A 25,149-nucleotide genomic window follows, 5' to 3' on the forward strand; every position below is an offset into this window, starting at 1 on the left:
TGACCCTGCTGATCCGCTGAGAATCGCCAATGGTCGGTGTAGAACGGCACCTTGGTCAAACTCGCGAGCTGACGTCGTGCGCCGTCTCCTCGTGGATGAAGCCGTTCCTGTCCACCTCGTGCACGTGCACGGTCGAGAAATCGAAGAACATGCCGACGACCTGTATCGCACCGGAAGCCACTGCCGGCGCCAGGATCGGATGCCTAGAGAGCCTCTCCACCTGCACGGCCACATTCACGATCGCCAGTTGGTCAACTTCGCTGAAGTGGTAACCGTTCGATGTGGCGCTCACGCGCGCCGGATGGCCGTCCCGGTATCCGGCCAGGCTCTCGTTGGCTTGTTCGAGCCATTGCTCAATCGGGCTCAGCTGGCTGGCTGGGTCGTCCGTGGTGTCGTCCAACAGCGCCTGCATCGCGCGGCATGACGAATGTCCGCAGACCACAACCGAACTCACGCCCAGTTGATTGACCGCAAAGTCCAGTGCCGCATCGACGGAGTGCTCGGCCGGATCCGTCGGGACCAGGTTGCCGACGTTGCGGACTATGTAGAGATCGCCCGGCCTGCTCGCGGTGATGACGTCCGGCAGGATCCGGGAATCGGCGCAGGTGAGGAACACTGTGTCGGGGTTGGCCGAGTCGACCAGTTCGGGCACATGGTGGTGCAGCGCGCCGGCCCCATTGCGGTGGTACTCCTTGACGCCGTGCCGAATCGACGATTCATTCTCGTCATGATGGCCGTCGCGCCGCGAGGTCCAGGGAGTTTCCTCGCTGAGCGACCTGGATCTGAAGTGACGCTTGGGCGTGCTGCTGTGCGTGTTGGAGATGTTCGCGGTTGACGTGTCGACGATGATCACCGTTCCACCGCCGGCTTCGTGGCTGGCCTTCCAGTCGGAGATCGCTTCCGAGATCGAGTGATCGATGTAGTCGGCGTTGAGGTTGAGCGTCACATCGGAGCCCTGCGGCAACTTCGCCAGCACGCCGGTCAGCCGAGGCATCAACAGGAAACTCAGGGTGCCGTCGATGTCGACGTGCCACTCCTTCGCGTCACCGACCGGCCTGGCCTCGATGGGAGCCCGCACCACGCGGACCAACAGGAAACCGATCGCGACGGCGAGTCCGATCGCCACACCCTCCAGCAGATTGAGAAAGACGACGCACACGATGGTGATCATGTAGATCACGGAGTTGCCGGTACGCCAGGCGAGTTGGACGTGTGCCAGCTTGACGAGTTGGGTTCCGATCACGATCAGCAGGCCGGCCAGTGCCGCCTTGGGAATCAGTTCCACGAGGTTGGTGAACAGCGACGCGAACAGCAGAACCCACACGCCGTGCAATATCGCCGACATCCGGGTTCGTGCGCCGGCGGCCACGTTGGCCGAACTGCGCACGATGACGCCGGTGACGGGCAGCCCGCCGAGCAATCCAGAGAGCATGTTCGCGCTGCCCTGACCGATCATCTCCCGGTTGAAGTTGGTGCGCGGGCCGTTGTGCAGCTTGTCGACGCCGACCGCGCACAGCAGCGACTCGACGCTGGCGATCAGTGCGATCGTCAGGACGCCGAAGGCGATGGCGCTGATCTCCTGTGTCCAGGGCCGGCCGTCCGGACTCTTAGGCTCCAGGTGCGGAAGACTGATGGCATCGAAGAAGCCGCCCGAGAGGTTGATGCGTTCGACATCCAGGCCGAGCACCTTGGCGAGCACCGTCGCGGCGATAATGGCCACTAGAGCGCCAGGGATCATGCGCAATTTGGGCGGCAATTTTCCCCACACCAGCAGGATGGCAATCACGGTGCCGCCGACAATCACCTCGTGCAGTTCGTGGTGCAGGATGCCATTGGGGATCGCAATCAGGTTCTGCCAGGCCGAGCTGTAGGACTTACCGCCGATCAGCACATGGAATTGCTGCAAGACGATGGTGATGCCGATGCCGGCGAGCATGGCGTGCACCACGACCGGAGCTATTGCCAGCGCGGCGCGTGCCATCCGGCTGATGCCGAACAGAATCTGCAGCGCTCCTGCCGCGATGGTCATCAGGCACAGCATCTGCCAGCCGAGCTGGTCGATCAGCTCGGCGACCACGACGGTCAGACCCGCTGCCGGGCCGCTGACCTGAACTGCCGAACCGCCGAGTGTCCCGGCGACGATGCCGCCGACCACCGCGGCGATCAGGCCGGCGACGAGTGGCGCCCCCGAGGCGATCGCGATGCCCAGCGACAGGGGCAACGCGACCAGGAAGACGACGAGAGATGCGGGAATGTCGTATCGAAGATTCGCCAGGATCCCCGTAGCTTGCGGCGCTTCGGCGGGACCGGCGGAACTCTTATCGGTCTTGACGGCGGTACTCATATGACTCCTTGAGACGGGTCACTGCCGGTCTTCGATGGCATACCGGGCCCAGCCGGGATGGCAGGCTCGTCAGTTTGCGGTGGGCAACCGCTGGCTGACGACCCTGCAGGATCGGGGTAAACGTGTTGGGCCAATTAGGTGTCCACTGAGAGTCGAAAACAGGGATACGTCATATGTGTTGTGAGCAAATATGTGAATCCCCTCACCGGCATATGTCCAAATACTCCACGCGCGCGTGAGGGATTCCGTCGCCGAGCGAGAATTCATTGCCAATTCAAATAATGATTGCGCAGCTGCCGCGCCGAATCTACGAGGATGTGGGTTCGGCCAGGAACAAATCATTGTGTTGGCCGACGGTGGGCGGCGGTTCGTAGACCCTGGCGTCGAAGCTCGCATAGCGCGCCGGGGTGCGGATGACCGTGATGGCGTCGTCGCCGCTGCCAACCTCCAAGGCAAGGTCGTTTTCGGCGAACAGCGGTGTGTCGACGACCTGTTTCCAGGAGTAGGCCAGACAAGCCATCAGGCCGCCTTCCTGCAGCAATTCGACCCAGTCGGCGGCATTCTTGGTGGCCAGCGCGGCCTCGAGTTCCTCGGTCAGCTCGGGGTAGTTGATCGCCCGTGAGCGCTGATCGGCAAACCGCTCGTCGTCGATGAGTTCGGGACGGCCGATGATCTGACACAGCTTCGTCCAGTGCTTGGGCACATAGGCGCTGATGACGAGGTACCCGTCCGCCGCGCGGAAGGCGTCCGACGGTTGGGTGGCAAAGCCGACTCCTTTGCGCTTCTTTACCGGTGCTGCGGCGGGTTTCGGAGTCGGCTGGGCCCCGCTGTTCTTATTCAGGTGAATGGTCAGCTGATTGGCTTGCAGTCCGACGGCGACGTCGTACATGGCGACCTGAACCAGGTCGCCCACCCCGTGCCGTTCGCGGTTGAGTAGCGCCGCGAGCACCGCTTGGGCCAGCACGTGCCCGCTGGCGTTGTCCACCAGTTGGAAGGGGATGATCTGCGGCTTTCCGCTCGGGGTCGGCATGCCGGTGCTCATACCGGCCTCGGCGGCGACCATCAGGTCTACCCCCGGACGGGTGCCGTTGGGACCGTTGCCGCCGAAAGCGCTCAGCCGCGCGTAGATGAGTCTGGGGTTGCGCGCGCGAAGTTCGTCGGGACCCAGACCCAGCCGTTCCATGATGCCCGGCCGAAAACCCTCCAGCACGACATCAGCGGTGTCGGCCAGGTTCAGAATCTGTTCGCGGACTTCGTCGTCGGTCAGGTCTGCGGTGACCGACTTCTTGCCCCGGTTGTTCGGCAGGAAATAGGTGGCCAGCGGCGGTCGCCCAGGCAGCACCGAGGTGAGACGGCGGGACTGCTCGCCCCCGGGCGCCTCGATCTTGATGACCTCGGCCCCGAGGTCGGCGAGTACCTGCCCGGCCAGCGGTCCGGCGACGTTCTGGGTGAAATCGAGGACCCGAAACCCGTCAAGTGGCTTGGCGGGAACGTTATTCGGCATCGGTAGGCCTTCCTTACGCCGCGAGCTACTGGTTAGACACAGTAACGACACCCGTGACGCCGAGCGCGCGGCCCATGCAGGAAAACCGCAGCAGGTTCCTACCTAACCCGCATTGTCGGTGCGGACATTCGTTGCAGGGTCAGGGCCCGCAGCGCCGTTAACATCGTGAGATGGAAATGGCGACCAGTTCCCACCAGGAGCATTCTCATGGCGCCGCCTGCGATGCGCCCGAGGCGGCGTCGACACCCGACTGGCAGCGCAATGTGGTGCTGGCGCGCCGACTGGCCTGGGTCAGCCTGGCGGTGCTGCTGATCGAGGGCGGCATCGGGATCTGGCAGGGACTGGCGGTCGGATCCGTCGCGCTGACCGGGTGGGCGCTGGGTGGGGCGTCCGAGGGCCTGGCCAGTGCCATGGTGCTGTGGCGGTTCACCGGCGACCGCGTGCTGTCCGAGACTTCTGAACGACGCGCCCAGCGGGGTGTCGCGCTGTCTTTCTGGCTGGTCGCGCCCTACGTGGCCGCCGAGTCCGTCCGCCACCTCATCGACGGTGAGCACGCCGAGACCTCGGTGATCGGCATCGGTCTGACCGCACTCGCGTTGGTGCTGATGCCGGTTCTGGGCTGGGCCAACCACCGCGTGGGTGCGCGGTTGCACTCCGGCGCCACTGCGGGTGAAGGCACCCAGAACTATCTGTGCGCCATCCAGGCCGCGGGGGTGCTGCTGGGGCTGGCGATCACCGCAGCCTGGCCGAGCGGCTGGTGGATCGACCCGGTGATCGGCCTTGCCGTCGCCGGCGTTGCCGTGTGGCAGGGCGTACTGGCCTGGCGCGGCAAGGACTGTTGCTGACCTACCCGGCCCGGTGCAGCGTCGCTGAGCAGTAGTAGTTCTTACCGAAGGCGGCGTCGGCGTCGGTGGTTTGCGCGGGTAGGCCGCTGTCTGCCAGCAGTTGATTCAGCGGTGAGCTGACCGCATCCCAGCCACGCTCGGCAAGGTACGTCGCCACGTCGTTGCGGTCGCCGGGGTAGCCGAGGTTGTCCAACTCGACATCAAGACCGTGTTCCTGCCACCGCTGGGTGGCGCCGTTCAACGCGTCCTGGTTGTCCGAGCTGTTCAGGAAAACCTCGGCGACCAGGCGACTCCCGTCGGCGCTGAGCGTGGTGATGTTGTCCAGCAGCCGGTCCTGGGCCTCCGGCGGCAGGAACCCCAACAGGCCCTCCGCGGCCCACGCGGAGGGTTGGTCGGCGTCGAAGCCGGCCTCGCGCAGGGCGGCGGGCCAGTCATGGCGCAGGTCGACCGGAACCGCCCGCACGTCGGCGGTGGGTTCGGCTCCGAGCGCGGCGATTGTGGCGGTCTTGAAATCGATGACCTGCTGCTGGTCGATCTCGAACACTGTGGTTCCAGGTGCCCACGGCAGCCGGTATCCGCGCGCATCGAGACCGGCGGCCAAGATCACCACCTGCTGGATGCCGGCGGCCGCGACCTCGCCGAAGAACGCGTCGATGTAGCGGGTGCGCGCGGCCAGTAGGTCGGTCATGCGCTGCATGCCCCAGGGGGCGTCGGGTAGGTCGACGTCGCTCGCGTCGAGTTCTCCGGCTGCCCACCGGGTGAAGAAGTCGACGCCGACGGCGCGCACCAGCGGCTCGGCAAATCGGTCGTCGATCACCCCGTTGCGGGTGGCCCTGGCCCTGCCCGCGGCCACCATGGTCGCGGTCGCTCCCACACTCGTTGCCAGGTCCCAGCTGTCGTTGTCGGTACGTGCCACCTCGTCGCCCCCTCGTTTCGCGTGTCTTTAGCCAGAGTAACGACGCGTGCTTAAGGATAGCTGTGTGTGTCAGTCCAACCGATACCGAATAAGCCGGGAACTGTTGGCCACCACCGCAACTGACGAGGCGTTGTGCAGAATCGCCGCCAACACCGGCGACAGCGCGCCGCCGGCACCGATCAACAAACCCACGGCGTTGACCGCGATCGACATGCCGTAGTTCTCTCGGATGACGTCCACCGCGCGGGCGCCTAGGTCCCGCACGTCGAGCAGACGGTGCAGGTTGTCGTTGGCCAGCGCCACATCGGCGGTCTCCACCGCGACATCGGTTCCGGCCAGGCCCATCGCGATTCCGATGTCGGCAGCCGCCAGTGCGGGGGCGTCGTTGATGCCGTCGCCGACCATCCCGACGACATAGCCCTCCTCTTGTAGCTGACGAACGACCTCGAGCTTGTCCTCGGGCATCACCTCGGCGCGCCACTCGTCGATGCCCAACTCGTCGGCGACGACCTTGGCGATCTCGGGGTGATCTCCGGTCAGCATGACGATTCGGCGGACACCGCTGGCCCGCAACTGAGTCAGCACGTCGGCGGCTTCGGGTCGCACCTCGTCGCGCAGGCTGATCAAACCCACCAACGTGCCGTCCACGGCGAGCAGCAGTGGGGTCTCGGCCTGGGCGCGCAGCTTGACGACCCAGTCCGACGCCTTCTTGGACACCCTGACCTTCTCAGCGCGCAACAGACCCGGGCTGCCCAGTAGCAGCGTGCGCCCATCGGCCCAGGTCCGCATGCCCAGACCAACCAGCACCTCGCACTCCTCGTGCGGCGGAATGCTGATGTGGCGTTCCTCGGTGGAGCGGATGACGGCCTCGGCCAGCGGATGCCGGGAGTGGATCTCCGAGCTGGCCGCATAGGCCAGCACCTGCTCGGGTTTCCAATCCTTGTGCAGGGAAACGATATTGGTGACTACCGGGCGGCCGACGGTGAGCGTTCCGGTCTTGTCGAACACGATCGCGTCCACCCGCCCGGCTTGCTCGAGGTGGGATCCGCCCTTGATCAGGATGCCGCGGCGGGCGCCGTTGCCGATGGCGGCGCTGATGGCCGTCGGCGTGGACAGGCCGACCGCGCATGGGCAGGCGATCAGCAGCATCGTCATCGCGCGCCGGACGTCGCCGGTGACCAGCAGGGTAAGGGCCGACACGATGAAAGACGTCGGCACGAAGCGGCGGGAGAAGTTCTCGCCGACCGTCTGGATCGGGGCCCGGTCGTGCTGGGCTTCCTCGACTCTGGTGATGATGCGCCCGATCGTGGTCTGGTTGCCGACGGCATGCGCGCGCACCACCAGGCGACCGCGCACCACAACGGATCCGGCGTGCACGCGCGTGCCGGTGGTGACGCTGACCGGCAGGTTCTCCCCGGTGATCGCGGACTGGTTGACAACGGCCTCGCCATCGACGACTTCGCCGTCGACCGGGATTGCGACGTGGTCGTGAATCACCACCTCGTCGCCGATCTCGACGGAGTCGATCGCGACCTGGACCTCGGTGCCGTCGGTGAGGCGGATCCAGGCTGTGTCCTGGCTGCCGCGCAGCAACTCCGAGATGGCGCGACGGGTCCGTCGTAGCGTCAGGTCCTGTAGGTATTCACCGATGTTCAGCAGCCACAGCACGGTCAGAGCGACGACGTTCTCGCGCAGGATGAGGCTGGCGATCGTCGCCGCCGACACAAGTGCGTCGGTGCCGAGCTTGCCCGAGCCCACCGACCGGAAAGCACCGCGCAGGAACGGATAACCGGTGAAGATGGTGACGCCGGTGGCCACCAGTCGGCCACTTGGTCCGAGCAGCGGTGGCCGGGCGAATACATAGCGGCGCACGCCGAGTAGTGCCAGGGCAGCCCCGCCGATGACCATGCGCAGCACGTCGGTGTTGCGGATCTCCGCCGAGTGCGGGGCGCGCACCGGGATCAGTTCGGCGGCCACCTTTGCGGCGCCGCTGATCGCGGCAAGTATCGCGGTCCGGTCGCAGCGTCTGGGGGAGTACCAGACGACGACCGAACCGGTGCGCGGGTAAGCGTGCACCACCCGCACGCCGTTCTCCTTGGCGACGGCTTCCTCGACGGCGACCGCGCGCCGCGAGTCCGAACGGACCCAGTCGACCCCGACCCGCATGCGGCCGGCCGCATCCGAAATCACTTCCAGAGCAGGGTCTTCCGCAGCTTCAATATCCCTGACAAGTGTGAGGGTCATAACCGGCGGAGATCAGTGGTCGTGGTCGTGACCGCCGACGGCGGGCGTAGGCGCCTCTTCGCCGATCCGCTCACGTGCCTCGGCCATCACGTCGGCGATCTTGAGCCGGGCCGACTCCGCGGCCTCCTCAGCCTTGCGGGTGCCGCGCAGCCCCAGTTCGGCGGTGGCGACCGCGGTTTGGTGCAGCGGCGCCTTCTTGGCGGCCTTGCGCAACAACTCGTACGCGGTTACCCCGGCCAATCCAGTGACCACCGTCGTCGCCGCTTTCGCGAAAAGCACCTGCACCGGCATCGCGCAACCTTTCTCTGGGGGATATCCTCTGGCCTTCGACGCTAACATCCAAATATTGCGATATCAACATGTATCCGGCGGGTCGCGGTGCGCCGCTCGCGCTTGCGGAGCCCCTACAGAACCCGCGTCACCTTCTCGGTCTCGATCCGGCGCGGCAGTGCGGCCGGATCGAGGTTCGCGACCTGGACCAAGGACCCGCCTACGGACAGCACCGCCAGCAGACTGTCCACCAGGTCTTCGGGTCGCTCCCACGATGCGGTGGACAACACTCGATCCTTACCCGTGAGACCTCGTGTCGCCGCCGATTGTGCGCAGTCGGCCACCAGTTGACCGGCCAGTCGTCCGTCCAGCGCCGGGCCGGGGTGGCGCTCGGGCACGATCTGGTCGCCATGGACCCGCACCGCGGTGGCGTAGTCGGTGACGCCGAAGGGCAGGTCGGCAGCGGGCCGGCCGAACGGATCCAGGGACAGCACCGCGACCTCCCCGCCGCTGACGACGGAGTCGGCTTCGTCGAGTCGATCCGACGTGCACAGGGCGACATCGGCCGGGTCTGCCGAACTCAATACCGCTTCAGCCCCGATCCACCACACCCCGAACAGCACCGCCGCCGTCTGCCAATGTGCGGGCAGCAAGATGGCGACCCGGTTGCCCGGTGTCACGCCCAGTTCGTCACGCAGCAGATTGGCGGTCTTGGCGGCCCAATTGGCCAGCGTCACGGCCGACAGTTCGATGCGCTCGCCGGTTGCGTCGTCGTAGTAGGTGATGCGCGGGCCGACGGGGTCGGCGCGCAGCATCGGGTTCAGGATTGCCCCGCTGAGTGTGGGCTCGGTCAGTTGCGGCACTGGATCGATCAGTTTATGCACTCGGGATTCGCCGAGCCCGCGGTGAGGATTGGTGACGGCGGGGGAACGGTGCTGTTGTTGGCCCCGACGGTCGATGCGCGTGCCGGGGTGACCGATGCGCCGCCTTCGAGTCCCGAGCCCGGGCCGCTGTAGTCGTTGGCCAGTACCACCCGCACCGATCCGGCCGCTATCGACGTGTCGGCGACGACGGGCAGTCCGCCCAGTTGCTTGGCGATCTCCTGGGCTCCCAGGTCGTCGGCCTTGGCGGCCCGCACCTGGCTGCCCTTGACGTGGCCACTGTCGTTGTTGCCGGCCGAGCCGGCGGTGAACCCCTTGGAACTCAACACGTCCAACACCGCCGACGCGAGGCCGTTGATGTCGGTGTCGTTGACGACGTTGACCGACGTCTTGCCCGGCGTGTAGGCGATCTCCTCGGTCTTGCCCTGGGCCTGCTCGTGCAGCAGGCCCCCGACCCAGTCCTGCACCTCGTGCGGATCAACCCGCACCACGCTCTGCATCCCGTCGTCGCTCCAGCCGGCGCCGTCGAGCACCGGAATGGTGGCGAATGCGACGTTGCCGCCGGCCAGCTGCTGCAGCTGCTGGACAAAATCCATGATGTTCCAGCCCTGCGAAATGACCACGGAGCGCTGTACGGCGGCCTCCAGCCGCTGCAACGTGGCGGGGCTGGACAGCGTCTTGCCGGAGATGACCCGGTGGGCCAGCGACGCCATTACTACCTGCTGACGCACCACGCGGTCGAGGTCGCCACGCGGCAGTTCGTGGCGCTGGCGGACGAAGCTGAGTGCCTGCGGGCCGTTCAGTTTCTGCCGGCCGGCCGGGAAGTCCGCGCCCGAAAGAGGTTCGAAAACAGCCTCTTTGAGGCAGACATCGACGCCGCCCAGTGCATCGGCGATCAGCGCAAAGCCGAGCAAGCCGATCTCGGCGTAGTGGTCGACGGTGACGCCGGTGAGATCGGCCACCGTCTTGATCAGGGCCTCGCGGCCGGCCTGGGTGCCTGCCGCGGCGGCTTCGGCAGCAGACGCGCCCGCCTGAACCAGGCTGGTCCGCTTGGCCTCGCGAGTCTGTCCGTAGACGCCGTTGATCTTGGTCTTGCCCAGTGCCGGTGCCTGAACATAGGAGTCGCGGGGGATCGAGATCGCGGTCGCCGACTTCCCGTTGTTCGGGATCCGGATCAGGATGATCGTGTCGGTATTGGTGGCCTCTTCGTCGCCGGCCCGCAGTGTCGCCAGTTCCTCGGCCGTCAGCGGGTTGCCGTGCGCGTCGGTGCGACTGTCCAGGCCGACCAGCAGAATGTCGATCGCGCCGTCGTCGCCGCCTTTGCCCAGCGAGGGCGCGGACATGTGGAAGATTCCGTCTTCGAATGACCGGACGTTGGTCCACGCCACCCCGGTGCCAATCACCACCACCAAAGCCAGAGCGGTGGAAATCACACGAATCACACGAGCCACACTTTGCGCAGGCATCACTGTAGGCTACTTGTGCAACAGCCGCTTTCTGGTTAGCCCGGCCCGGCGTGCCAGACTCGAACACATGTCGAGCAGGTCGGGAAGGTTAGTGATCACCGGGGCGGGTGGTCAGTTGGGCGGCATTCTGGCAGCTCAAGCGGTCAGTGCGGGCCGCAATGTGCTGGCCAGGACGTCGGCGGAATGGGACATCACCGACCCCGCCGCGGCCGAAGAGATCATCGGTAGCGGTGACGTCGTGGTGAACTGCGCGGCGTACACCAACGTCGACGGCGCCGAGAGTGACGAGGCGCGGGCATATGCCGTCAACGCCACCGCTCCCGAGAACATCGCTCGGGTCTGCGCCCGGGTAGGTGCACAGCTGATTCACGTTTCGACCGACTATGTCTTCAACGGCGACTTCGGGGACGCCGAACCGCGCCCGTATGAACCGGGTGACGCCACCGGTCCGCAGGGCGTCTATGCGGCCAGCAAGCTCGCGGGCGAACAAGCCGTGTTGGCGGCGTTTCCGCAGGCCGTCGTGGTGCGCACCGCCTGGGTTTACACCGGCGGGGTGGGCAGAGGCGATTTCGTCGCAGTGATGCAGCGGTTGGCCGCCGGCGACGGGCCGATCAAGGTGGTAGACGACCAGGTCGGCTCACCCACCTACGCCGTTGACCTGGCCGCCGCGTTGTTGGAACTGGCTGACAGTGACGTCCGCGGGCGCCTATTGCACGCCGCCAATGCCGGGGTGACCTCGCGGTACGAGCAGGCCCGCGCGGTGTTCGAAATAAGCGGTGCCGACGCGGCGCGGGTGAATCCGTGCACCACCGACGAGTTTCCGCGTCCCGCGCAGCGACCGCCCTACTCGGCGCTGTCCGGCCTGTCATGGGACGCCGCCGGGCTGACCCCGTTACGGCCTTGGCGCAGTGCGCTTGTCGCCGCTCTCACAGTTGAATCCGGCGCGACTCCGACCGATCGACCGTTACCCTCGACGCGTGACTGACGTCCTGCCGGTAGTAGCGGTGACCTACTCGCCGGGTCCGCATCTGGAGCGGTTCTTGGCGTCGCTGTCGCTTGCCACCGACCGTCCGGTCAGCGTGCTGTTGGCCGATAACGGCTCCACCGACGGCACTCCGGAAGCCGCCGTCGAGCGCTATCCCAACGTGCGGTTGCTGCCCACCGGGGCCAACCTCGGTTACGGCACGGCGGTCAACCGCACCGTCGCCAAGCTCGATCAGCATGGCCCCGAATACGACGCGAACCACCAGCAGTGGGTCGACGAGTGGGTGATCGTGGTCAATCCGGACGTGCAGTGGGGCCCTGGCAGCATCGACGCGCTGCTCGATGCGGCAGCCCGCTGGCCGCGCGCGGGTGCGCTGGGTCCGCTGATCCGTGACCCCGACGGGTCGGTGTATCCGTCGGCGCGGCACTTGCCCAGCCTGATTCGCGGCGGCATGCACGCGGTGCTCGGACCGGTCTGGCCGCGCAATCGCTGGACGATGGCCTATCGCCAGGAGCACGTGGAACCCAGCGAGCGGCCGGTCGGCTGGCTGTCCGGGTCGTGCCTGTTGGTGCGCCGGTCGGCGTTCGATCAGATCGGTGGCTTCGACGAGCGCTACTTCATGTACATGGAGGACGTCGACCTCGGCGACCGGCTCGGCAAAGCCGGTTGGCTGTCGGTCTATGTGCCGTCGGCCGAGGTGTTGCACCACAAGGGCCATTCGACCGGACGTGATCCGGCCCGGCACCTGGCCACGCATCACCGCAGTACCTATATATTCCTGGCCGATCGGCACTCCGGATGGTGGCGGGCCCCGCTGCGCTGGACGCTGCGCGGGTCGTTGGAGATGCGCTCGCGAGTGATGGTGCGCAACGCGATCCGCAGGTCGCGAAAGGCTTCACGAGAGCTGGATCTGGCAGAAGGGCGGCGCTGACGTGGCAACCCATCCAGTCGATGCGGTAATTCTGGTCGGTGGCAAGGGCACCCGGCTGCGGCCGTTGACGTTATCCGCGCCCAAGCCGATGTTGCCGACCGCGGGATTGCCGTTCCTGACTCACCTGTTGTCGCGGATCGCCGCGGCCGGGATCGAGCACGTGGTGCTCGGCACCTCCTACCGGGCCGAGGTGTTCGAGGCGGAGTTCGGCGACGGATCCAAGCTGGGTCTGCAGATCGACTACGTGACCGAGGAAAACGCTTTGGGCACCGGAGGCGGGATCGCCAACGTCGCCGGCAAGCTGCGCCACGACACTGTGATGGTGTTCAACGGTGACGTCCTTTCCGGCGCTGACCTGGGCCAGCTGCTGGACTTCCACCGCGAACACCAAGCCGATGTCACGCTGCATCTGGTGCGGGTCGGCGATCCGCGGGCGTTCGGCTGCGTGCCCACCGACGGCGAAGGCCGGGTCACCGCGTTTCTGGAGAAGACACAAGATCCGCCGACCGATCAGATCAACGCCGGCTGCTACGTCTTCAAGCGCGAAATCATCGACCGGATCCCGCGCGGCCGCGAGGTTTCGGTGGAACGCGAGGTCTTCCCGTCGCTGCTGTCGGCCGACGACGTCAAGGTGTGCGGTTATGTCGATGCCACGTATTGGCGCGACATGGGCACACCGGACGACTTCGTGCGCGGATCCGCGGATCTCGTGCGTGGCATCGCGCCGTCACCGGCCCTGCAAGGTCAGCGTGGCGAGAAACTCGTGCACGACGGCGCGGCGGTGGCGCCCGGCGCGCTGCTGATCGGCGGCACGGTCGTGGGCAGGGGCGCCGAGATCGGTGCCGGCGTCCGGTTGGACGGCGCGGTCATCTTCGACGGCGTGAAGGTCGAAGCCGGCTCCGTGATCGAGCGCTCGATCATCGGCTTCGGTGTCCGCATCGGCCCGCGGGCCCTGATCCGCGACGGCGTGATCGGCGACGGCGCCGACATCGGTGCGCGTTGTGAGTTGCTGCGTGGCGCGCGGGTGTGGCCCGGCGTATCGATTCCCGACGGCGGAATCCGCTACTCGTCCGACGTCTAGTTTGTCTGCTCGCGCAACCTAGCGGGTGGCCTGCTCCACCAGATACTTCAGCGCGGGATCGGTGCCCTCGGGCAGCGCGTCGGCCGGCCACCACCGCAAATCGACGGACTCGTCGCTGAGCACGATCTGCGAACCGGCCGGTGCGTGCGCCACGAACTGCAGATCGAGATGACGGGTCGGCACGCCCAGCGAGCAGGTCAGCGCGTGCACATGCACCGCAACCAGGTTCGGCCCCATCCGCAGATCGGCGACACCGGACTCCTCGGTGGCCTCGCGTAGCGCCGCGGCCAGGATGTCGGCGTCGTCTTCGCAGTGTCCACCGAGTTGCACCCAGCGGCCGAGACGCGGATGCAGCGTGAGCAGCACCCGGCCGCCGCTGTCGTCGAGCACCAGCGTGGAGGCGGTGACGTGGCCGGGTTCGCACGCGCGCAGGCAGGCGTCCTCCCGGGCGAGGACGAAGCCCAGGACGGCCTGCCGCAGCGAGTCCTGGGCGTCGTTGGGTGCTGCCCAGTCGGTGAGCGTGGCGATCACCGAGTCGCGCAGGGTGGTCATGGGTTCGCCGGCGGTCGGCGGGATCCGCGCCTGGTGCGGCGATCGCGCAGCGTGATCCATGCGGCCCGGCAGTCCGCGACCAGGCGCGGCGACATACCGAGTTGATCGATCAGGATGCGCCGATCCACGATGTCGAGCGCCTTCTCGGTGTCACCGGCCTTGAGCAGCAGGTCGACATCTGCGGCGAGTTCTGCGCCGGCGCAGGCAGGCGGCGGGACGGGCAACTGCTCGGCTTCCCGGGGTTCCAACTCCAGGATGCCGCCGCCGTAACTGCGGCCCATGATCTCAGCGAATGCGAAGGTCGCACTGTTGTGGAACACCGCGGCCAGCGCCAGCGGGCTGATGCCCGGATCCAGCCGGACGCGATGCACGGTGTCGGTGCTGGTCGCCCCGGTGGCATTGACGGTCAGGCGCGGCGCGAAATGAATCTGGCGCAGCATGAACAGATTCGGGATCCACAGCGACGGAGTGCCCCACCAGGGCTTGCGGATCGAGCACTTGTAGCCGAGGTGCACACCGGCGACCTCGCCGGCCGCGATGTGCGCGGACAGCGGACCACCGACGGGATCGGCCGGCGCATTGAGTAGCCACGTCCGGTGTCCGGCGGCGATGTCGCCGGCCCGGCACTCGTCGTCGTACACCAGGCCGGTCAGCTGTGCGCTACGTGAGACGAGCGCAACGCAGTGCGCTGTGAGTCCCAGGGCTTGGGCTTCGGCATCGGTGAAGGTGAAGAAGCTGTTGCGGCCCGTCACGATGCCCACATCGACATCGGCGATGGCGCCGAGCCGGATCATCGAGCTGGACTTCCGCAGCTCCCGAAGGCCGCGGATCTGTGCGGAATCGAGGAAGTACTTGGTCCACTTCTCGTCCTCGTGCAGCAGCGCGGGAGCGGATTGCGTTTGGGCGAGGTCCATTTCCGTCAATGCGCTCAGGTCGGTCGCGTCGTTCAGGTTCACCGTGCGTACCTGCGCGGGGCCCGCGCCGACAACGCCGCAGAACAACACGACCTCTTGCAGGATCCCGTTGAACACCAGGCGGTCGAAGGTCACCAGGGTTATCTCTCGGTAGCGGCTCAGGATGAATTCGCGCAGCTGCGCTGCATAGGTGACCTGCAGCAGTTCGGCCGGAAGCACCAGGCCCACCCGGCCGCCGTCGCGCACCAGGGTGGTGCTCGCCACGACGAAGGGCACCCATGCATTCGTCAGCTTCGTCGGCCGCAGGCCCTTCTGCCGCATGAGTTCCAGCGCCGGTTCTCGTTGCGCCGCGGGCCAGTTGCCGAACCTTATGTAGGGCGGGTTGCCCGCGACGCCGTCCCAGTCGCCGGCTCCGCTGCCGCGCAGCCAGGTGAAGAGATTCTCGTTGTCGACGGAAGCGAACTCGCGCGACTTCGCTGCTTCGGCGGCGACGAGTTCCACACCGTGCGCCGCGCCGGTCAAAGCCGCCAGTTCGCGAAGGATCTGTCCGTCGCCGCAGGATGGTTCGAGTATCCGACCGCCCGCGACACCGACCCAGCGAGCGAGGAATCTGGCCACCGCGGGCGGTGTGTAGTAGCCGCCGCGAACCTTGTCCGCGGACGCTGCCGTCTTGCCCGCGAACGTGGTCACGGCGGTGCTCACTTGCGGACCAATAGGTCCGTTACGTCCACCGGATCGCGCAACCCGGGGGACTCGGCGGCGTAACCGATCGCGATCGCTCCCAACGGCTCCCAGTCGGCAGGCAGCGCGAGCTCTTCGCGAACCAGATCGGCGGCGAATATCGTCGAACCGATCCAGCAACTGCCGATTCCGCGCACCGCAAGCGCGACCAACAGGGCTTGCACGGCCGCACCGACCGCGACGGTGAACATGGTGTGCTCGGCCTCGGTGCGGGCGACGTCCGGGTAGCTGTGCGCACCGTCGGGCACCATCATCGGGATGATGACTTCTGGTGCGTCGTACAGGATTTGGCCGCGACCCACCCGGCGTTCGACAGAGTCGGCGGGCCTGCCGTCACCGGTCAGGTCGAACCGCCACTTGTCTCTCATCCGGTCCAGCAGCCCGATCCGGGTGCCGTTGTCCTGCAGCCAGACGAACCGCACCGGACGGGTGTGGTGGGGCGCCGGTGCGGTCAGCGCCTCGGCGACCGCAGACTCCACCAGATCCGGTGGCACCGGTTCGTCGCTGAATTGACGCACTGAGCGACGGGACAACTGGGCCTGCCGGCGGCCCATGTCGATGGCTTCGGCGGTACCGAGCCAGAACAGGTCTTCCTCACCGGCGCGCACCAGGTTCCGTGCCGTCGAACCGTCGTCGGCCAGGTCGAGTCCGCGCACCACGGCCACCGGCATCGCGGTCAGTTTGCCTTTGACCAGATCGGCGGCGGCCGCGATCTCGTCGGCGACGGCGATCTCGGTGACCACCAACTCGTTGCCGTGCTGATCGACGGCACCTGAATAGTTATGCAGCACCGCCAGGCCCGCGGCGCCGATGGCGGCGTCGATCTGGCCGTTTCGCCAGGCGCGGCCCATGGTGTCGGTGATGACCACAGCGACGTCGACGCCGAGTCGCTCTCGCAGGCCGGCCCGCAGCGACGCAGCGCTGGCGTCCGGGTCGAGCGGCAGCAGCGCGAGTTCGGCACGCCCCACATTGGATCCGTCCACGCCGGCCGCGGCCTGAATCAGCCCAATCCGGTTCTCGGTGATCAGCGTTCGTTCCTTGCGGGCCAGCACCCGCACGGCCTCGTCGTCGACGAGTTTGCGCCGCAGCTGGTCTCGTTCCTCGTCATCTTCGGGGGCCGGCACCAACCGGCCTTCGCACTTGGACACCACCTTGCTGGTGACCACCACGACATCGCCGTCGCGCAGCCATGGCGTGGCCGCGCTGAGCGCCGCGCTGAGATCGTCGCCGGGCCGGAACTCCGGAAGACCTGCGACCGGCAGGATTTCAATGCTCGCGGCGGACCCGTGCTCGCGCGGTGACCGCTCGGGGCCCGTCACGTCGACACCCCGGCAAGATCCAGACCGGCGCGGACCATGTCAGCGGTGGTCGCCGGATCGGTCATCAACAGCGGTACTGACCGCACGGTGACTCCATCGATGGCGGCTTCGGAATCGGCCGGGTCGCCGTCGTGCACCAACCAATGGTCCAGTATCCCGGTTGCGCTGCGGGCGCCGAAGTGGCGGCCCACCGCCTCGGCGGTGGGGTCCACTCCGATCACCGCAAGGCAGGTATCGGCCATGCCGCGCAACGGTTTTCCGCCGATGATCGGGGAGTAGCCGACGACCGGGGCGGCGGCGCTGCGCAGCGCCGCCCGGATGCCCGGCACGGCCAGAATGGCGCCGACGCTGACCACCGGGTTGGACGGGGCCAGCATGATGATGTCGGCATCCTCGATGGCAGACACGGCTTCGGTTGCAGCACTTGCTTTTTCGGCACCGACGAAGGCGAAGCTGTGGGTAGCCACCTGGGCGCGATGGCGAACCCACCACTCTTGAAAGTGAATCGCCTTGCGGGTTTGATCTGCCGGATCGGTGATCACGACGTGCGTCTCGCAACGATCGTCGGTGGCCGGCAGCAAACGCGCGCCGGGTTGCCAGCGGTCGCACAGCGCGGCGGTGACCTGTGACAGCGGGTAGCCGGCGTTCAGCATCTGGGTGCGCACCAGATGGGTGGCCAGGTCGCGGTCGCCGAGCATGAACCAGTCGGGTTGGACGCCATATTGCGCGAGTTCCTCTTTGGCATGCCAAGTTTCGTCGCGATGGCCCCAGCCGCGCTCCGGGTCCACGCCCCCGCCGAGGGTGTACATGCAGGTATCCAGGTCGGGGCAGACGCGCACCCCGTGGATCCAGGCGTCGTCACCGATGTTGACGACGGCGGTCAGCTCGTGGCGGGTATTGTCGGGGCGTGCAAACTGACCCAGGCCGAGGAGCTGCTGGACCCCGAGCAGGAAGCGGGCGCCGCCAACTCCACCGACGAGAACGGTGACCTTCACACCGCAGGACAGTACCTGCCGACCGCATCGAGAAGAGGCGCGGTGACCGGCATTCGGCACGGACGCAAGAAGCTGGCTTGACCGAGGTGTGATCAATTCGTGCTCGACACGCCGGAACGCACAAACAACAGAACTGCCGATAATTGATCACGAGATGGTATGGAAATACGCGGAAGTGCTTGACCAGGTTCAACAACCCGTGTCTAATCACATCAGTGTCATTTCCCGGTTGGCCGGCCGGTTCCGGTGTCGCAGACCGAGATTCGATCACTTGTTCGAATTTTGGCAACTGCACATCAAAACAGTGGGAAACCATTTCATTCTCTATTAGTGAGGAGGCGGAGGCATGTCCTATGAGTACCTTCGGGGCGTAATGGGGAGCGGACCGCAGACCACTTCCGACTCGGCCGTGGCACCCGTGCCGGCGCCGGTGGCATATGTACGTCCTCATCTGAGCGTGGTTCCCGATGCGCCAGTCGCATTCGAACCTGAGCCCGAGGAAGACAATGCTGCCGATCTCTGGCAGGAAAAGGCGCTCTGCGCACAGACCGACCCGGAAGCCTTCTTCCCGGAAAAGGGTGGTTCCACCCGCGAGGCGAAGAAGATCTGCCTGGGCTGCGAGGTCCGTCATGAGTGCCTGGACTACGCCCTGGCGCATGACGAGCGGTTCGGCATCTGGGGTGGGCTGTCCGAGCGTGAACGCCGCCGGCTGAAGCGCGGGATCATCTAGCCTCGTAGACGCGGATCAGTCATCGATCGTGGGGTCGATGACTGAGGGTTCTACGTCCAGGTAGATGGCGACCTGGGCCACCAAGATTTCATGCAGCAAGTCCCCGAGTTCGACGGTGTCTTTCGCCCGTCGCTCAATTGGCTTGCGGAACAAGACAACTCGTGCCCGCGTGGCGTTGCCGCGGACATCGACTCCGGCGGGTATCAGTCGGGCAAGCGCGATCGGTCCATCGGCGATCACCTCGGGTGGCCACTGCACACTGTCGGGATCCTTGGCCGATATGCGCGGGATCTCGTCGACCGCGACGTCGAGTTCGGCCACCCGTTCCTGCCAGCGCCGCTCGATGGGTTCGTAGGCTTCCAGCACTGCCATGTCGAACCGCTCGGCCCGACTGCGCCACCCGGGCACCGTCGGCGGCAGCAACGGCCCGCGCATATCTCGGCCCCGCCGTCCCCGGTACGAGGACGATCCTTGCCCAGACCCACCGCCTCGTGCGGAGCCGCGGGAATCGCTCACTGGCCGATGGTAACGGTTACACATCGGGGGTGTGGATGCGCGTGTCCGGCACTTCACCAGCGATTGAGCGCGATAGCCTTTCGCTCGTGAACGTACCCCGTCGCTGCTGCCGGCCCGGGTGTCCGCACTATGCAGTAGCGACGTTGACGTTCGTTTACTCGGACTCCACCGCGGTCGTCGGGCCACTCGCTACTGTGCGGGAACCCCACTCCTGGGATTTGTGCGTCAAACATGCCGGCCGCATCACCGCACCGCGCGGTTGGGAACTCGTCCGCCATGCCGCGCCACTCGGTGCCGAGCCCACCAATCCCGATGACGATGACCTGGTGGCGCTGGCCGACGCGGTGCGCGAAGGTGGCCGCGAAAGTGGTTTGGCCACCGCACGTGCCGGCGGCCTGATCACCGGCTTCGCCGCGCACAACGACTACGACGAAGTCGCGCTGGCCGGCGGCGGTGGCGATTCGCAACTGCATCACGCGGCCGCACACGCGACCGTGCCGAGTGGCGGGATGATGGCATCCCACGAACATCGGTCGGGACGTCGGCGCGGACACTTGCGGGTATTGCCAGACCCGTCCGGCTGACCCCGATGGTGGCGACCCGCTGCACCCCGCTTGCGCGGCGCTTGCGATCGCCACGACCCGGATGGTGGCGACCCGCTGCACCCCGCTTGCGCGGCGCTTGCGATCGCCACGCAGACCGATGGGTTCGGCTTCCGCTGCGGGCCGATAGGCTGGCGACCAAGAAGCGAAGCAACCCAGGTCGTCAGGAGCAACGGAGTATGTCGTGGCCCGCCGAGGCTATTCATCGCGTCATCAAGGCCTATGACATACGTGGTCTGGTTGGCGAAGAAATCGACGAGTCGCTGGTCACCGATGTCGGCGCCGCCTTCGCTCGACTGATGCACGCCGAGGGTGCGCGCCAGGTGGTGATCGGTCACGATATGCGCGACAGTTCACCGTCGCTGTCCGCCGCGTTCGCCACCGGGGTGACCGGCCAGGGTCTGGACGTAGTGCGTATCGGGTTGGCGTCCACCGATCAGTTGTACTTCGCCTCGGGTCTGCTGAACTGCCCCGGCGCAATGTTCACCGCGAGCCACAACCCCGCGGCCTACAACGGCATCAAACTATGTCGGGCAGCGGCGTTGCCGGTCGGTGCCGACACCGGGCTGAAGACCATCAGTGCTGACCTGATCGCCGGCGTGCCGGCCCATGACGGGCCGCAGGGAGCAGTCACCGACCGAGATGTGCTGGCCGACTACGGGACTTTCCTGCGGTCGCTGGTGAACAACTCCGACCTGCGTCCGCTGCGGGTGGCGGTCGATGCGGGCAACGGCATGGCCGGGCACACCACGCCGGCGGTGCTCGGTGCGATCGACTCGATCACCTTGTTGCCCTTGTATTTTGAGTTGGACGGGTCGTTTCCCAATCACGAGGCCAACCCGCTGGACCCGGCGAACCTGGTCGACCTGCAGAACTTCGTGCTCGAGACCGGCGCCGATATCGGACTTGCCTTCGACGGAGATGCCGATCGCTGCTTCGTCGTCGACGAGCGCGGCCTCGCGGTGTCGCCGTCGACCGTCACCAGCCTGGTGGCCGCACGCGAGCTGGGCCGTGAGATCGGCGCCACCGTGATTCACAATGTGATCACCTCCCGGGCGGTCCCCGAGCTGGTGGCCGAACGCGGTGGCACACCGCTGCGCTCGCGCGTCGGCCACTCTTACATCAAGGCGTTGATGGCCGAAACCGGCGCGATCTTCGGCGGGGAACATTCGGCGCACTATTACTTTCGCGACTTCTGGGGCGCCGACTCCGGCATGCTGGCCGCGCTGTATGTGCTGGCCGCGCTAGGGGAGCAGGAGCGGCCGCTGTCGGAGGTGACGGCCGACTACCAGCGCTACGAGTCGTCCGGCGAGATCAACTTCACCGTGGCCGACGCACCGGCTTGCGTGGACACCGTGTTGAAGTCGTTCGCGAGCCGGATTCAGTCCCTCGACCACCTGGACGGGGTGACGGTGGACCTCGGTGAGGACAACTGGTTCAACCTGCGCACCTCCAACACCGAGCCGTTGTTGCGGCTGAATGTGGAGGGGCGCAGCATCGAAGATGTGGACGCGGTGGTCCGGCAAGTCAGTGATGAGATCGCGGCTCAGTCGGCCCGCGCCGGGGGCGGTCCGTGAATTCCGTCAAGGCGGTCGATCTCGAGGACGCCGATGGTCTGATTGCCGCAGACCGGGACGGACTGCTGCGCGCCGCGTCGAATGCCGGGGCGCACGTTCGGACGGTCGCCGCCGCGGTTGACGAAGGTGAGCTGGATTCGTTGCGCGGCGACGACCGTGCCCGCAGTGTGATCTGGGTGGCCGGGCGCGGGGCTGCCGAGACGGCCGGAGCGCTGCTGGCGGCGACCCTGGCCGCGTCGGTCGGCGAGCCGATCGCGCTGGTCAACGAGGCGCCGCCGTGGGTTGGTCCACTCGACGTGATGATCGTCGCCGGTGATGATCCCGGTGATCCGGCATTGGTCGGGGCGGCCGCGACCGGCGTGCGTAGGGGAGCGCGGGTTGTTGTGGTCGCCCCCTTCGAGGGGCCGTTGCGAGACTCGACAGCGGGCCGCGTCGCCGTGCTGGCGCCCCGCTTGTGGGGGCCGGTCGAGTTCGGCTTGTGCCGGTACCTCGCCGCCGGCCTGGCAGTTCTGCAAGCTGTCGACCCCAGGCTGCGTATCGACCTGGCCACGCTTGCCGACGAGTTGGATGCCGAGGCGCTGCGCAACAGCGCCGGGCGCGATTTGTTCACCAATCCAGCCAAGACACTCGCCACCCGCATGACTGATGCGGCGGTGGCGTTGGCCGGAGACAGCGCCGCGACGCTGGCGCTGGCCCGGCACGGCAGCTCGGTAATGCTGCGGATCGGGCACCAGGCCGTCGCCGCGACCGGTCTGGGCGATGCGGTAGCGGCGCTACGCGATGGACCACGCGGTTTCGCCGACCCCACCGAGTCGCTGTTTCACGACGAGCAACTCGACGGGCCGCTGCCCCAGCGGTTGCGCGTGCTGGCGCTGACGCTGGCCGACGAGCGCACGGTGACGTCCGCGCGGGTTGCCGGACTCGACAACGTCTTCCTGGTAGGCGCTGAGGATGTGCCCGAGGCGCCTGCTCCCACCAGCACTCAGCGCGCCGAGCAGCAACTGGCAGTATTGGCCGTTCGGCTGGAGATGGCCGCAGTTTATTTGCGACTGGCGCGGGGATAGCTAGACAGTGGAACTTCTACGCGGAGCGTTACGCACGTACGCCTGGGGATCCCGCACCGCTCTCGCCGAATTCACCGGCCGGCCGGTCCCGGCCGCGCATCCCGAAGCCGAACTCTGGTTCGGTGCGCATCCCGGCGACCCGGCCCGGCTGCAGACTCCGGGTGGGGAAAAGTCATTGCTGACGGCGCTGGCCGAGGATCCGGAAGGGCAACTCGGTACCGCATCGCGCGCGCGGTTCGGGGACGTGCTCCCGTTCCTGGTCAAGGTGCTGGCTGCCGACGAACCACTGTCGCTGCAAGCTCACCCGAGTGCCGTGCAGGCGCTTGAGGGCTTTCGGCGTGAACAGCGACGGGGCATTCCGGTTTCGTCGCCGGTCCGCAACTATCGGGACACCAGTCACAAACCCGAGTTGCTGGTGGCGTTGCAACCGTTCGAAGCGCTGGCCGGTTTTCGGCACGCGTCGCGCACCCGGGAACTCTTGCGGGCGTTAGCTGTATCGGACCTCGACCCTTTCATCGATTTGCTGAGCGACCAGTCCGACGCGGACGGCCTGCGCGCGCTGTTCACCACCTGGATCACCGCACCCCAGCCCGACATCGATGTGCTGGTACCCGCCGTGCTCGACGGCGCTATCCAGTACGTCAGTTCCGGCGCAACGGAATTCGCCGCCGAGGTCAGGACGGTGCTGGAACTGGGCGAACGCTATCCCGGCGACGCCGGGGTGCTGGCGGCGTTGCTGCTCAACCGGATCAGCCTGGCCCCGGGTGAGGCGATCTTCCTGCCGGCCGGCAACCTGCACACCTACCTGCGCGGATTCGCGCTGGAAGTAATGGCCAACTCCGACAATGTGTTACGTGGCGGCCTGACGCCCAAGCACGTCGATGTGCCGGAACTGCTGCGGGTGCTGGACTTCGCGCCCAGCGTCGAAGCGCAACTGCGGGCACCCGTGCACCGCGATGGGTTGGCGCTGGTCTATGACACGCCGACCGACGAGTTTGCGGCGGCGCTGCTGGTGCTCGACGGCGATCAGCTTGGACACGAGGTGGACGCGCCATCGCGCCACGACGGCCCGCAGATCCTGCTGTGTGCCGAGGGATCGGTGACCGTGCACGCAAAGTCGGACACGCTGACCCTCGACCGTGGCGCGGCTGCGTGGGTCGGTGCCGACGACGGCCCGATCCGGCTGTCCGCGACGCAACCGGCCAAGCTGTTCCGCGCTACCGTCGGCTTGTAGCGGCTCGCCGTTCCTGCAGACGCTCCCGCTGCTCGCCCAGCCACAACCGGGCGTTGTGCGCAACGGTACGGCCGAAGATCCGCGCCGGCGGGACCATGTACAGGCTGTCCAGCAATGAGAACCGGCGTAGAAACCATTCGGCGAGAACCGGGTCGGTCTCCGCGGCGCCGAGAAACTGCTCGAATAGCGATCCGACCGACTTCCACCAGCGGGGTTCGGGATCGGCGGTGGCGTGGTGAAAATTGACGTCGCCAATAGCGTTCATCAGCCACACCGGAAAGGTCGTCTTTGCGGTCAACCGACTGAGTTCCGCCGCCAGCGTGCCTTCTTGACCACCGCGGATGGCTTCCAGCGCTTGACGCAGATGTCCGGCCTGCAGCGACGACATCGTCATACCCTGCCCGTAGGTGGGGTTGAAACTGGCCACCGCGTCGCCGAACGGGATGATCCCCTCGGGGAAGCGGTCCAACTTGTGGTACCGGCGCCATCGGCTCATCGGAAACGCGTGATACGCCGGTTCGCCGACGGGTTCGGCCTCCGCCAGCGCCGCGCTGAAGTGCGGCGGGAGTAGCTCGTCGACGAGCTTGACCATTTCGGGAAAGGTTCGCGGCGGTCTCTGATTGGCCACGCCGAAGGTGGTCAGCACCCAGGTGCGGTCCTCATAGAAAAGCATGCCCACACCAAGCGACTTTTCGTGTGACGCGCCCGCCACCACGACCTTCTCCTGCACCAGGCCCTCGGGGATGCGGAACCGGTGGGTGGCGTAGTGGATGCCGATATCCACGGTGTGCTCCGGGGCGCGCTGATATCCCCACTGCTCCAGCCACACCGGCAACCGGGTGCCGCGGCCGGCCGCGTCGACCACCAGGTCGGCGGCCACAAACTCGGGATCCTCGCCCGGCGCCGAGGATTTCGGGGGGGCCAACAGCACTCCGGTCACCCGCTGCAAGGCCGGCTCGAACCGCGGCTCGGCGACGGGGCGCTGCACAATCTCGACATTGTCGATGCCGGAGACGCGCCGCCGGATCTGCCACTCCAGATGCGGTCGGCTGGGTACGTAGGCGGTGAACTCGTCGCGGAGGGTGTGCCCGGTGCCCAGCACGTAGCCCGCCGCGCCGAGGTGGATGCAGTCCGGCCGGTTCTCCAGCATCGGCACACCCGCGGCCACCATGTCCTCGAGCAGACCTGGGAAATGGCTTTCGAATTCGTATGCCCCGCGGGCCATCAGCAGGTGTAAGTGCTGGTCCTGAGGGACCGTGCCGCGGTTGGCCGGCGTGCTCGGCAGATCGTCGCGCTCGAACACCGTCACCCGGTCGTAGAAGTCCGACAGCACCCGAGCTGCACACAGGCCCGCGATGCTGGCCCCGATGACTATCGCGTGATTCTTGTTCTCGTTTTCGGTCGCATTTCCAGTTGCATTTCCAGATTTGGAGCTCCC

Annotated in this window: 22 protein-coding genes; 9 read left to right on the top strand and 13 right to left on the bottom strand. The window is 66.7% G+C overall.

The window, feature by feature from the left end:
* Positions 1–55: 55 nt before the first annotated feature.
* Entirely contained in the window at positions 56–2,344 is a 2,289-nt protein-coding gene (locus ACZY1I_RS03015; protein WP_463752776.1) for a SulP family inorganic anion transporter, read from the bottom strand.
* 307 nt (positions 2,345–2,651) lie between these two features.
* Positions 2,652–3,848, bottom strand: a complete 1,197-nt coding sequence (locus tag ACZY1I_RS03020) for a CoA transferase (RefSeq protein ID WP_463752777.1) — start codon at positions 3,846–3,848, stop codon at positions 2,652–2,654.
* A 176-nt stretch (positions 3,849–4,024) separates the two neighbouring features.
* Between ACZY1I_RS03020 and ACZY1I_RS03025 the strand changes: the two genes are divergently transcribed.
* Positions 4,025–4,693 (top strand): cation efflux transmembrane domain-containing protein, encoded by a 669-nt coding sequence (locus ACZY1I_RS03025; RefSeq protein WP_463753482.1) that lies wholly within the window; start codon positions 4,025–4,027, stop codon positions 4,691–4,693.
* A gap of 1 nt (position 4,694) precedes the next feature.
* Here ACZY1I_RS03025 and ACZY1I_RS03030 read toward each other — a convergent pair whose 3' ends face one another.
* The 5 genes from ACZY1I_RS03030 to ACZY1I_RS03050 all read right to left on the bottom strand — a co-directional run bounded on the left by ACZY1I_RS03030 (position 4,695) and on the right by ACZY1I_RS03050 (position 10,473).
* Entirely contained in the window at positions 4,695–5,609 is a 915-nt protein-coding gene (locus tag ACZY1I_RS03030; protein WP_463752778.1) for a class I SAM-dependent methyltransferase, read from the bottom strand.
* Positions 5,610–5,678: 69 nt separating this feature from the next.
* A complete protein-coding gene (ctpC, locus tag ACZY1I_RS03035) occupies positions 5,679–7,853 on the bottom strand; it encodes a manganese-exporting P-type ATPase CtpC (RefSeq protein WP_463752779.1) in 2,175 nt (724 codons plus the stop codon).
* A 12-nt stretch (positions 7,854–7,865) separates the two neighbouring features.
* Positions 7,866–8,144, bottom strand: coding sequence for a DUF1490 family protein (locus ACZY1I_RS03040; RefSeq protein WP_463752780.1), 279 nt, complete (start codon positions 8,142–8,144; stop codon positions 7,866–7,868).
* Positions 8,145–8,257: 113 nt separating this feature from the next.
* The gene (locus ACZY1I_RS03045; protein WP_463753483.1) at positions 8,258–8,938 is read right to left on the bottom strand and encodes a TIGR03089 family protein; all 681 of its coding nucleotides are present in this window, start codon (positions 8,936–8,938) and stop codon (positions 8,258–8,260) included.
* 56 nt (positions 8,939–8,994) lie between these two features.
* Complete coding sequence (locus ACZY1I_RS03050) at positions 8,995–10,473, bottom strand: LCP family protein (protein ID WP_463752781.1); 1,479 nt, start codon at positions 10,471–10,473, stop codon at positions 8,995–8,997.
* A gap of 64 nt (positions 10,474–10,537) precedes the next feature.
* Here ACZY1I_RS03050 and rfbD point away from each other — a divergent pair, with 64 nt between their 5' ends.
* From rfbD to manB, 3 genes are read left to right on the top strand one after another with little or no spacing between them, the layout of a single operon-like run.
* Positions 10,538–11,455: a dTDP-4-dehydrorhamnose reductase gene (rfbD, locus tag ACZY1I_RS03055; protein ID WP_463752782.1), complete on the top strand. Its 918-nt coding sequence runs from the start codon at positions 10,538–10,540 to the stop codon at positions 11,453–11,455.
* Positions 11,448–12,386: a glycosyltransferase family 2 protein gene (locus ACZY1I_RS03060; RefSeq protein WP_463752783.1), complete on the top strand. Its 939-nt coding sequence runs from the start codon at positions 11,448–11,450 to the stop codon at positions 12,384–12,386. The genes rfbD and ACZY1I_RS03060 overlap by 8 nt, the downstream gene beginning before the upstream one ends.
* Position 12,387: 1 nt before the next feature.
* Positions 12,388–13,467 (top strand): mannose-1-phosphate guanylyltransferase, encoded by a 1,080-nt coding sequence (manB, locus tag ACZY1I_RS03065; protein ID WP_463752784.1) that lies wholly within the window; start codon positions 12,388–12,390, stop codon positions 13,465–13,467.
* A gap of 18 nt (positions 13,468–13,485) precedes the next feature.
* Here manB and ACZY1I_RS03070 read toward each other — a convergent pair whose 3' ends face one another.
* From ACZY1I_RS03070 to cofD, 4 genes are read right to left on the bottom strand one after another with little or no spacing between them, the layout of a single operon-like run.
* The gene (locus tag ACZY1I_RS03070; RefSeq protein ID WP_463752785.1) at positions 13,486–14,019 is read right to left on the bottom strand and encodes an NUDIX hydrolase; all 534 of its coding nucleotides are present in this window, start codon (positions 14,017–14,019) and stop codon (positions 13,486–13,488) included.
* Complete coding sequence (locus tag ACZY1I_RS03075) at positions 14,016–15,623, bottom strand: Eco57I restriction-modification methylase domain-containing protein (protein WP_463753484.1); 1,608 nt, start codon at positions 15,621–15,623, stop codon at positions 14,016–14,018. Before ACZY1I_RS03075 ends, ACZY1I_RS03070 begins: the two co-directional genes overlap by 4 nt.
* Before the next feature lie 8 nt (positions 15,624–15,631).
* The gene (locus tag ACZY1I_RS03080; RefSeq protein ID WP_463752786.1) at positions 15,632–16,993 is read right to left on the bottom strand and encodes a coenzyme F420-0:L-glutamate ligase; all 1,362 of its coding nucleotides are present in this window, start codon (positions 16,991–16,993) and stop codon (positions 15,632–15,634) included.
* A complete protein-coding gene (cofD, locus tag ACZY1I_RS03085; RefSeq protein WP_463752787.1) occupies positions 16,990–17,988 on the bottom strand; it encodes a 2-phospho-L-lactate transferase in 999 nt (332 codons plus the stop codon). Before cofD ends, ACZY1I_RS03080 begins: the two co-directional genes overlap by 4 nt.
* 373 nt (positions 17,989–18,361) lie before the next feature.
* Between cofD and ACZY1I_RS03090 the strand changes: the two genes are divergently transcribed.
* Entirely contained in the window at positions 18,362–18,718 is a 357-nt protein-coding gene (locus tag ACZY1I_RS03090) for a WhiB family transcriptional regulator (protein WP_463753485.1), read from the top strand.
* A gap of 15 nt (positions 18,719–18,733) precedes the next feature.
* Here ACZY1I_RS03090 and ACZY1I_RS03095 read toward each other — a convergent pair whose 3' ends face one another.
* Positions 18,734–19,153, bottom strand: a complete 420-nt coding sequence (locus tag ACZY1I_RS03095) for a metallopeptidase family protein (RefSeq protein ID WP_463753486.1) — start codon at positions 19,151–19,153, stop codon at positions 18,734–18,736.
* 167 nt (positions 19,154–19,320) lie between these two features.
* Here ACZY1I_RS03095 and ACZY1I_RS03100 point away from each other — a divergent pair, with 167 nt between their 5' ends.
* The 4 genes from ACZY1I_RS03100 to manA all read left to right on the top strand — a co-directional run bounded on the left by ACZY1I_RS03100 (position 19,321) and on the right by manA (position 23,711).
* A complete protein-coding gene (locus tag ACZY1I_RS03100; RefSeq protein WP_463752788.1) occupies positions 19,321–19,818 on the top strand; it encodes a DUF3499 domain-containing protein in 498 nt (165 codons plus the stop codon).
* Between the two features lie 197 nt (positions 19,819–20,015).
* On the top strand, positions 20,016–21,413 hold the full coding sequence (locus ACZY1I_RS03105) for a phosphomannomutase/phosphoglucomutase (protein WP_463752789.1): 1,398 nt from the start codon (positions 20,016–20,018) through the stop codon (positions 21,411–21,413).
* Positions 21,410–22,477 carry a TobH protein gene (locus ACZY1I_RS03110; protein ID WP_463752790.1) on the top strand — a complete coding sequence of 356 codons (1,068 nt, stop codon included), beginning with the start codon at positions 21,410–21,412 and terminating at the stop codon, positions 22,475–22,477. The genes ACZY1I_RS03105 and ACZY1I_RS03110 overlap by 4 nt, the downstream gene beginning before the upstream one ends.
* A gap of 7 nt (positions 22,478–22,484) precedes the next feature.
* Positions 22,485–23,711: a mannose-6-phosphate isomerase, class I gene (gene manA / locus ACZY1I_RS03115; RefSeq protein ID WP_463752791.1), complete on the top strand. Its 1,227-nt coding sequence runs from the start codon at positions 22,485–22,487 to the stop codon at positions 23,709–23,711.
* Here manA and ACZY1I_RS03120 read toward each other — a convergent pair.
* On the bottom strand, positions 23,695–25,086 hold the full coding sequence (locus ACZY1I_RS03120) for an FAD-dependent oxidoreductase (protein ID WP_463753487.1): 1,392 nt from the start codon (positions 25,084–25,086) through the stop codon (positions 23,695–23,697). The two genes, manA and ACZY1I_RS03120, sit on opposite strands and share 17 nt — an antisense overlap.
* Positions 25,087–25,149: the final 63 nt, after the last annotated feature.

This window comes from Mycobacterium sp. IDUB_37 (assembly GCF_055419245.1).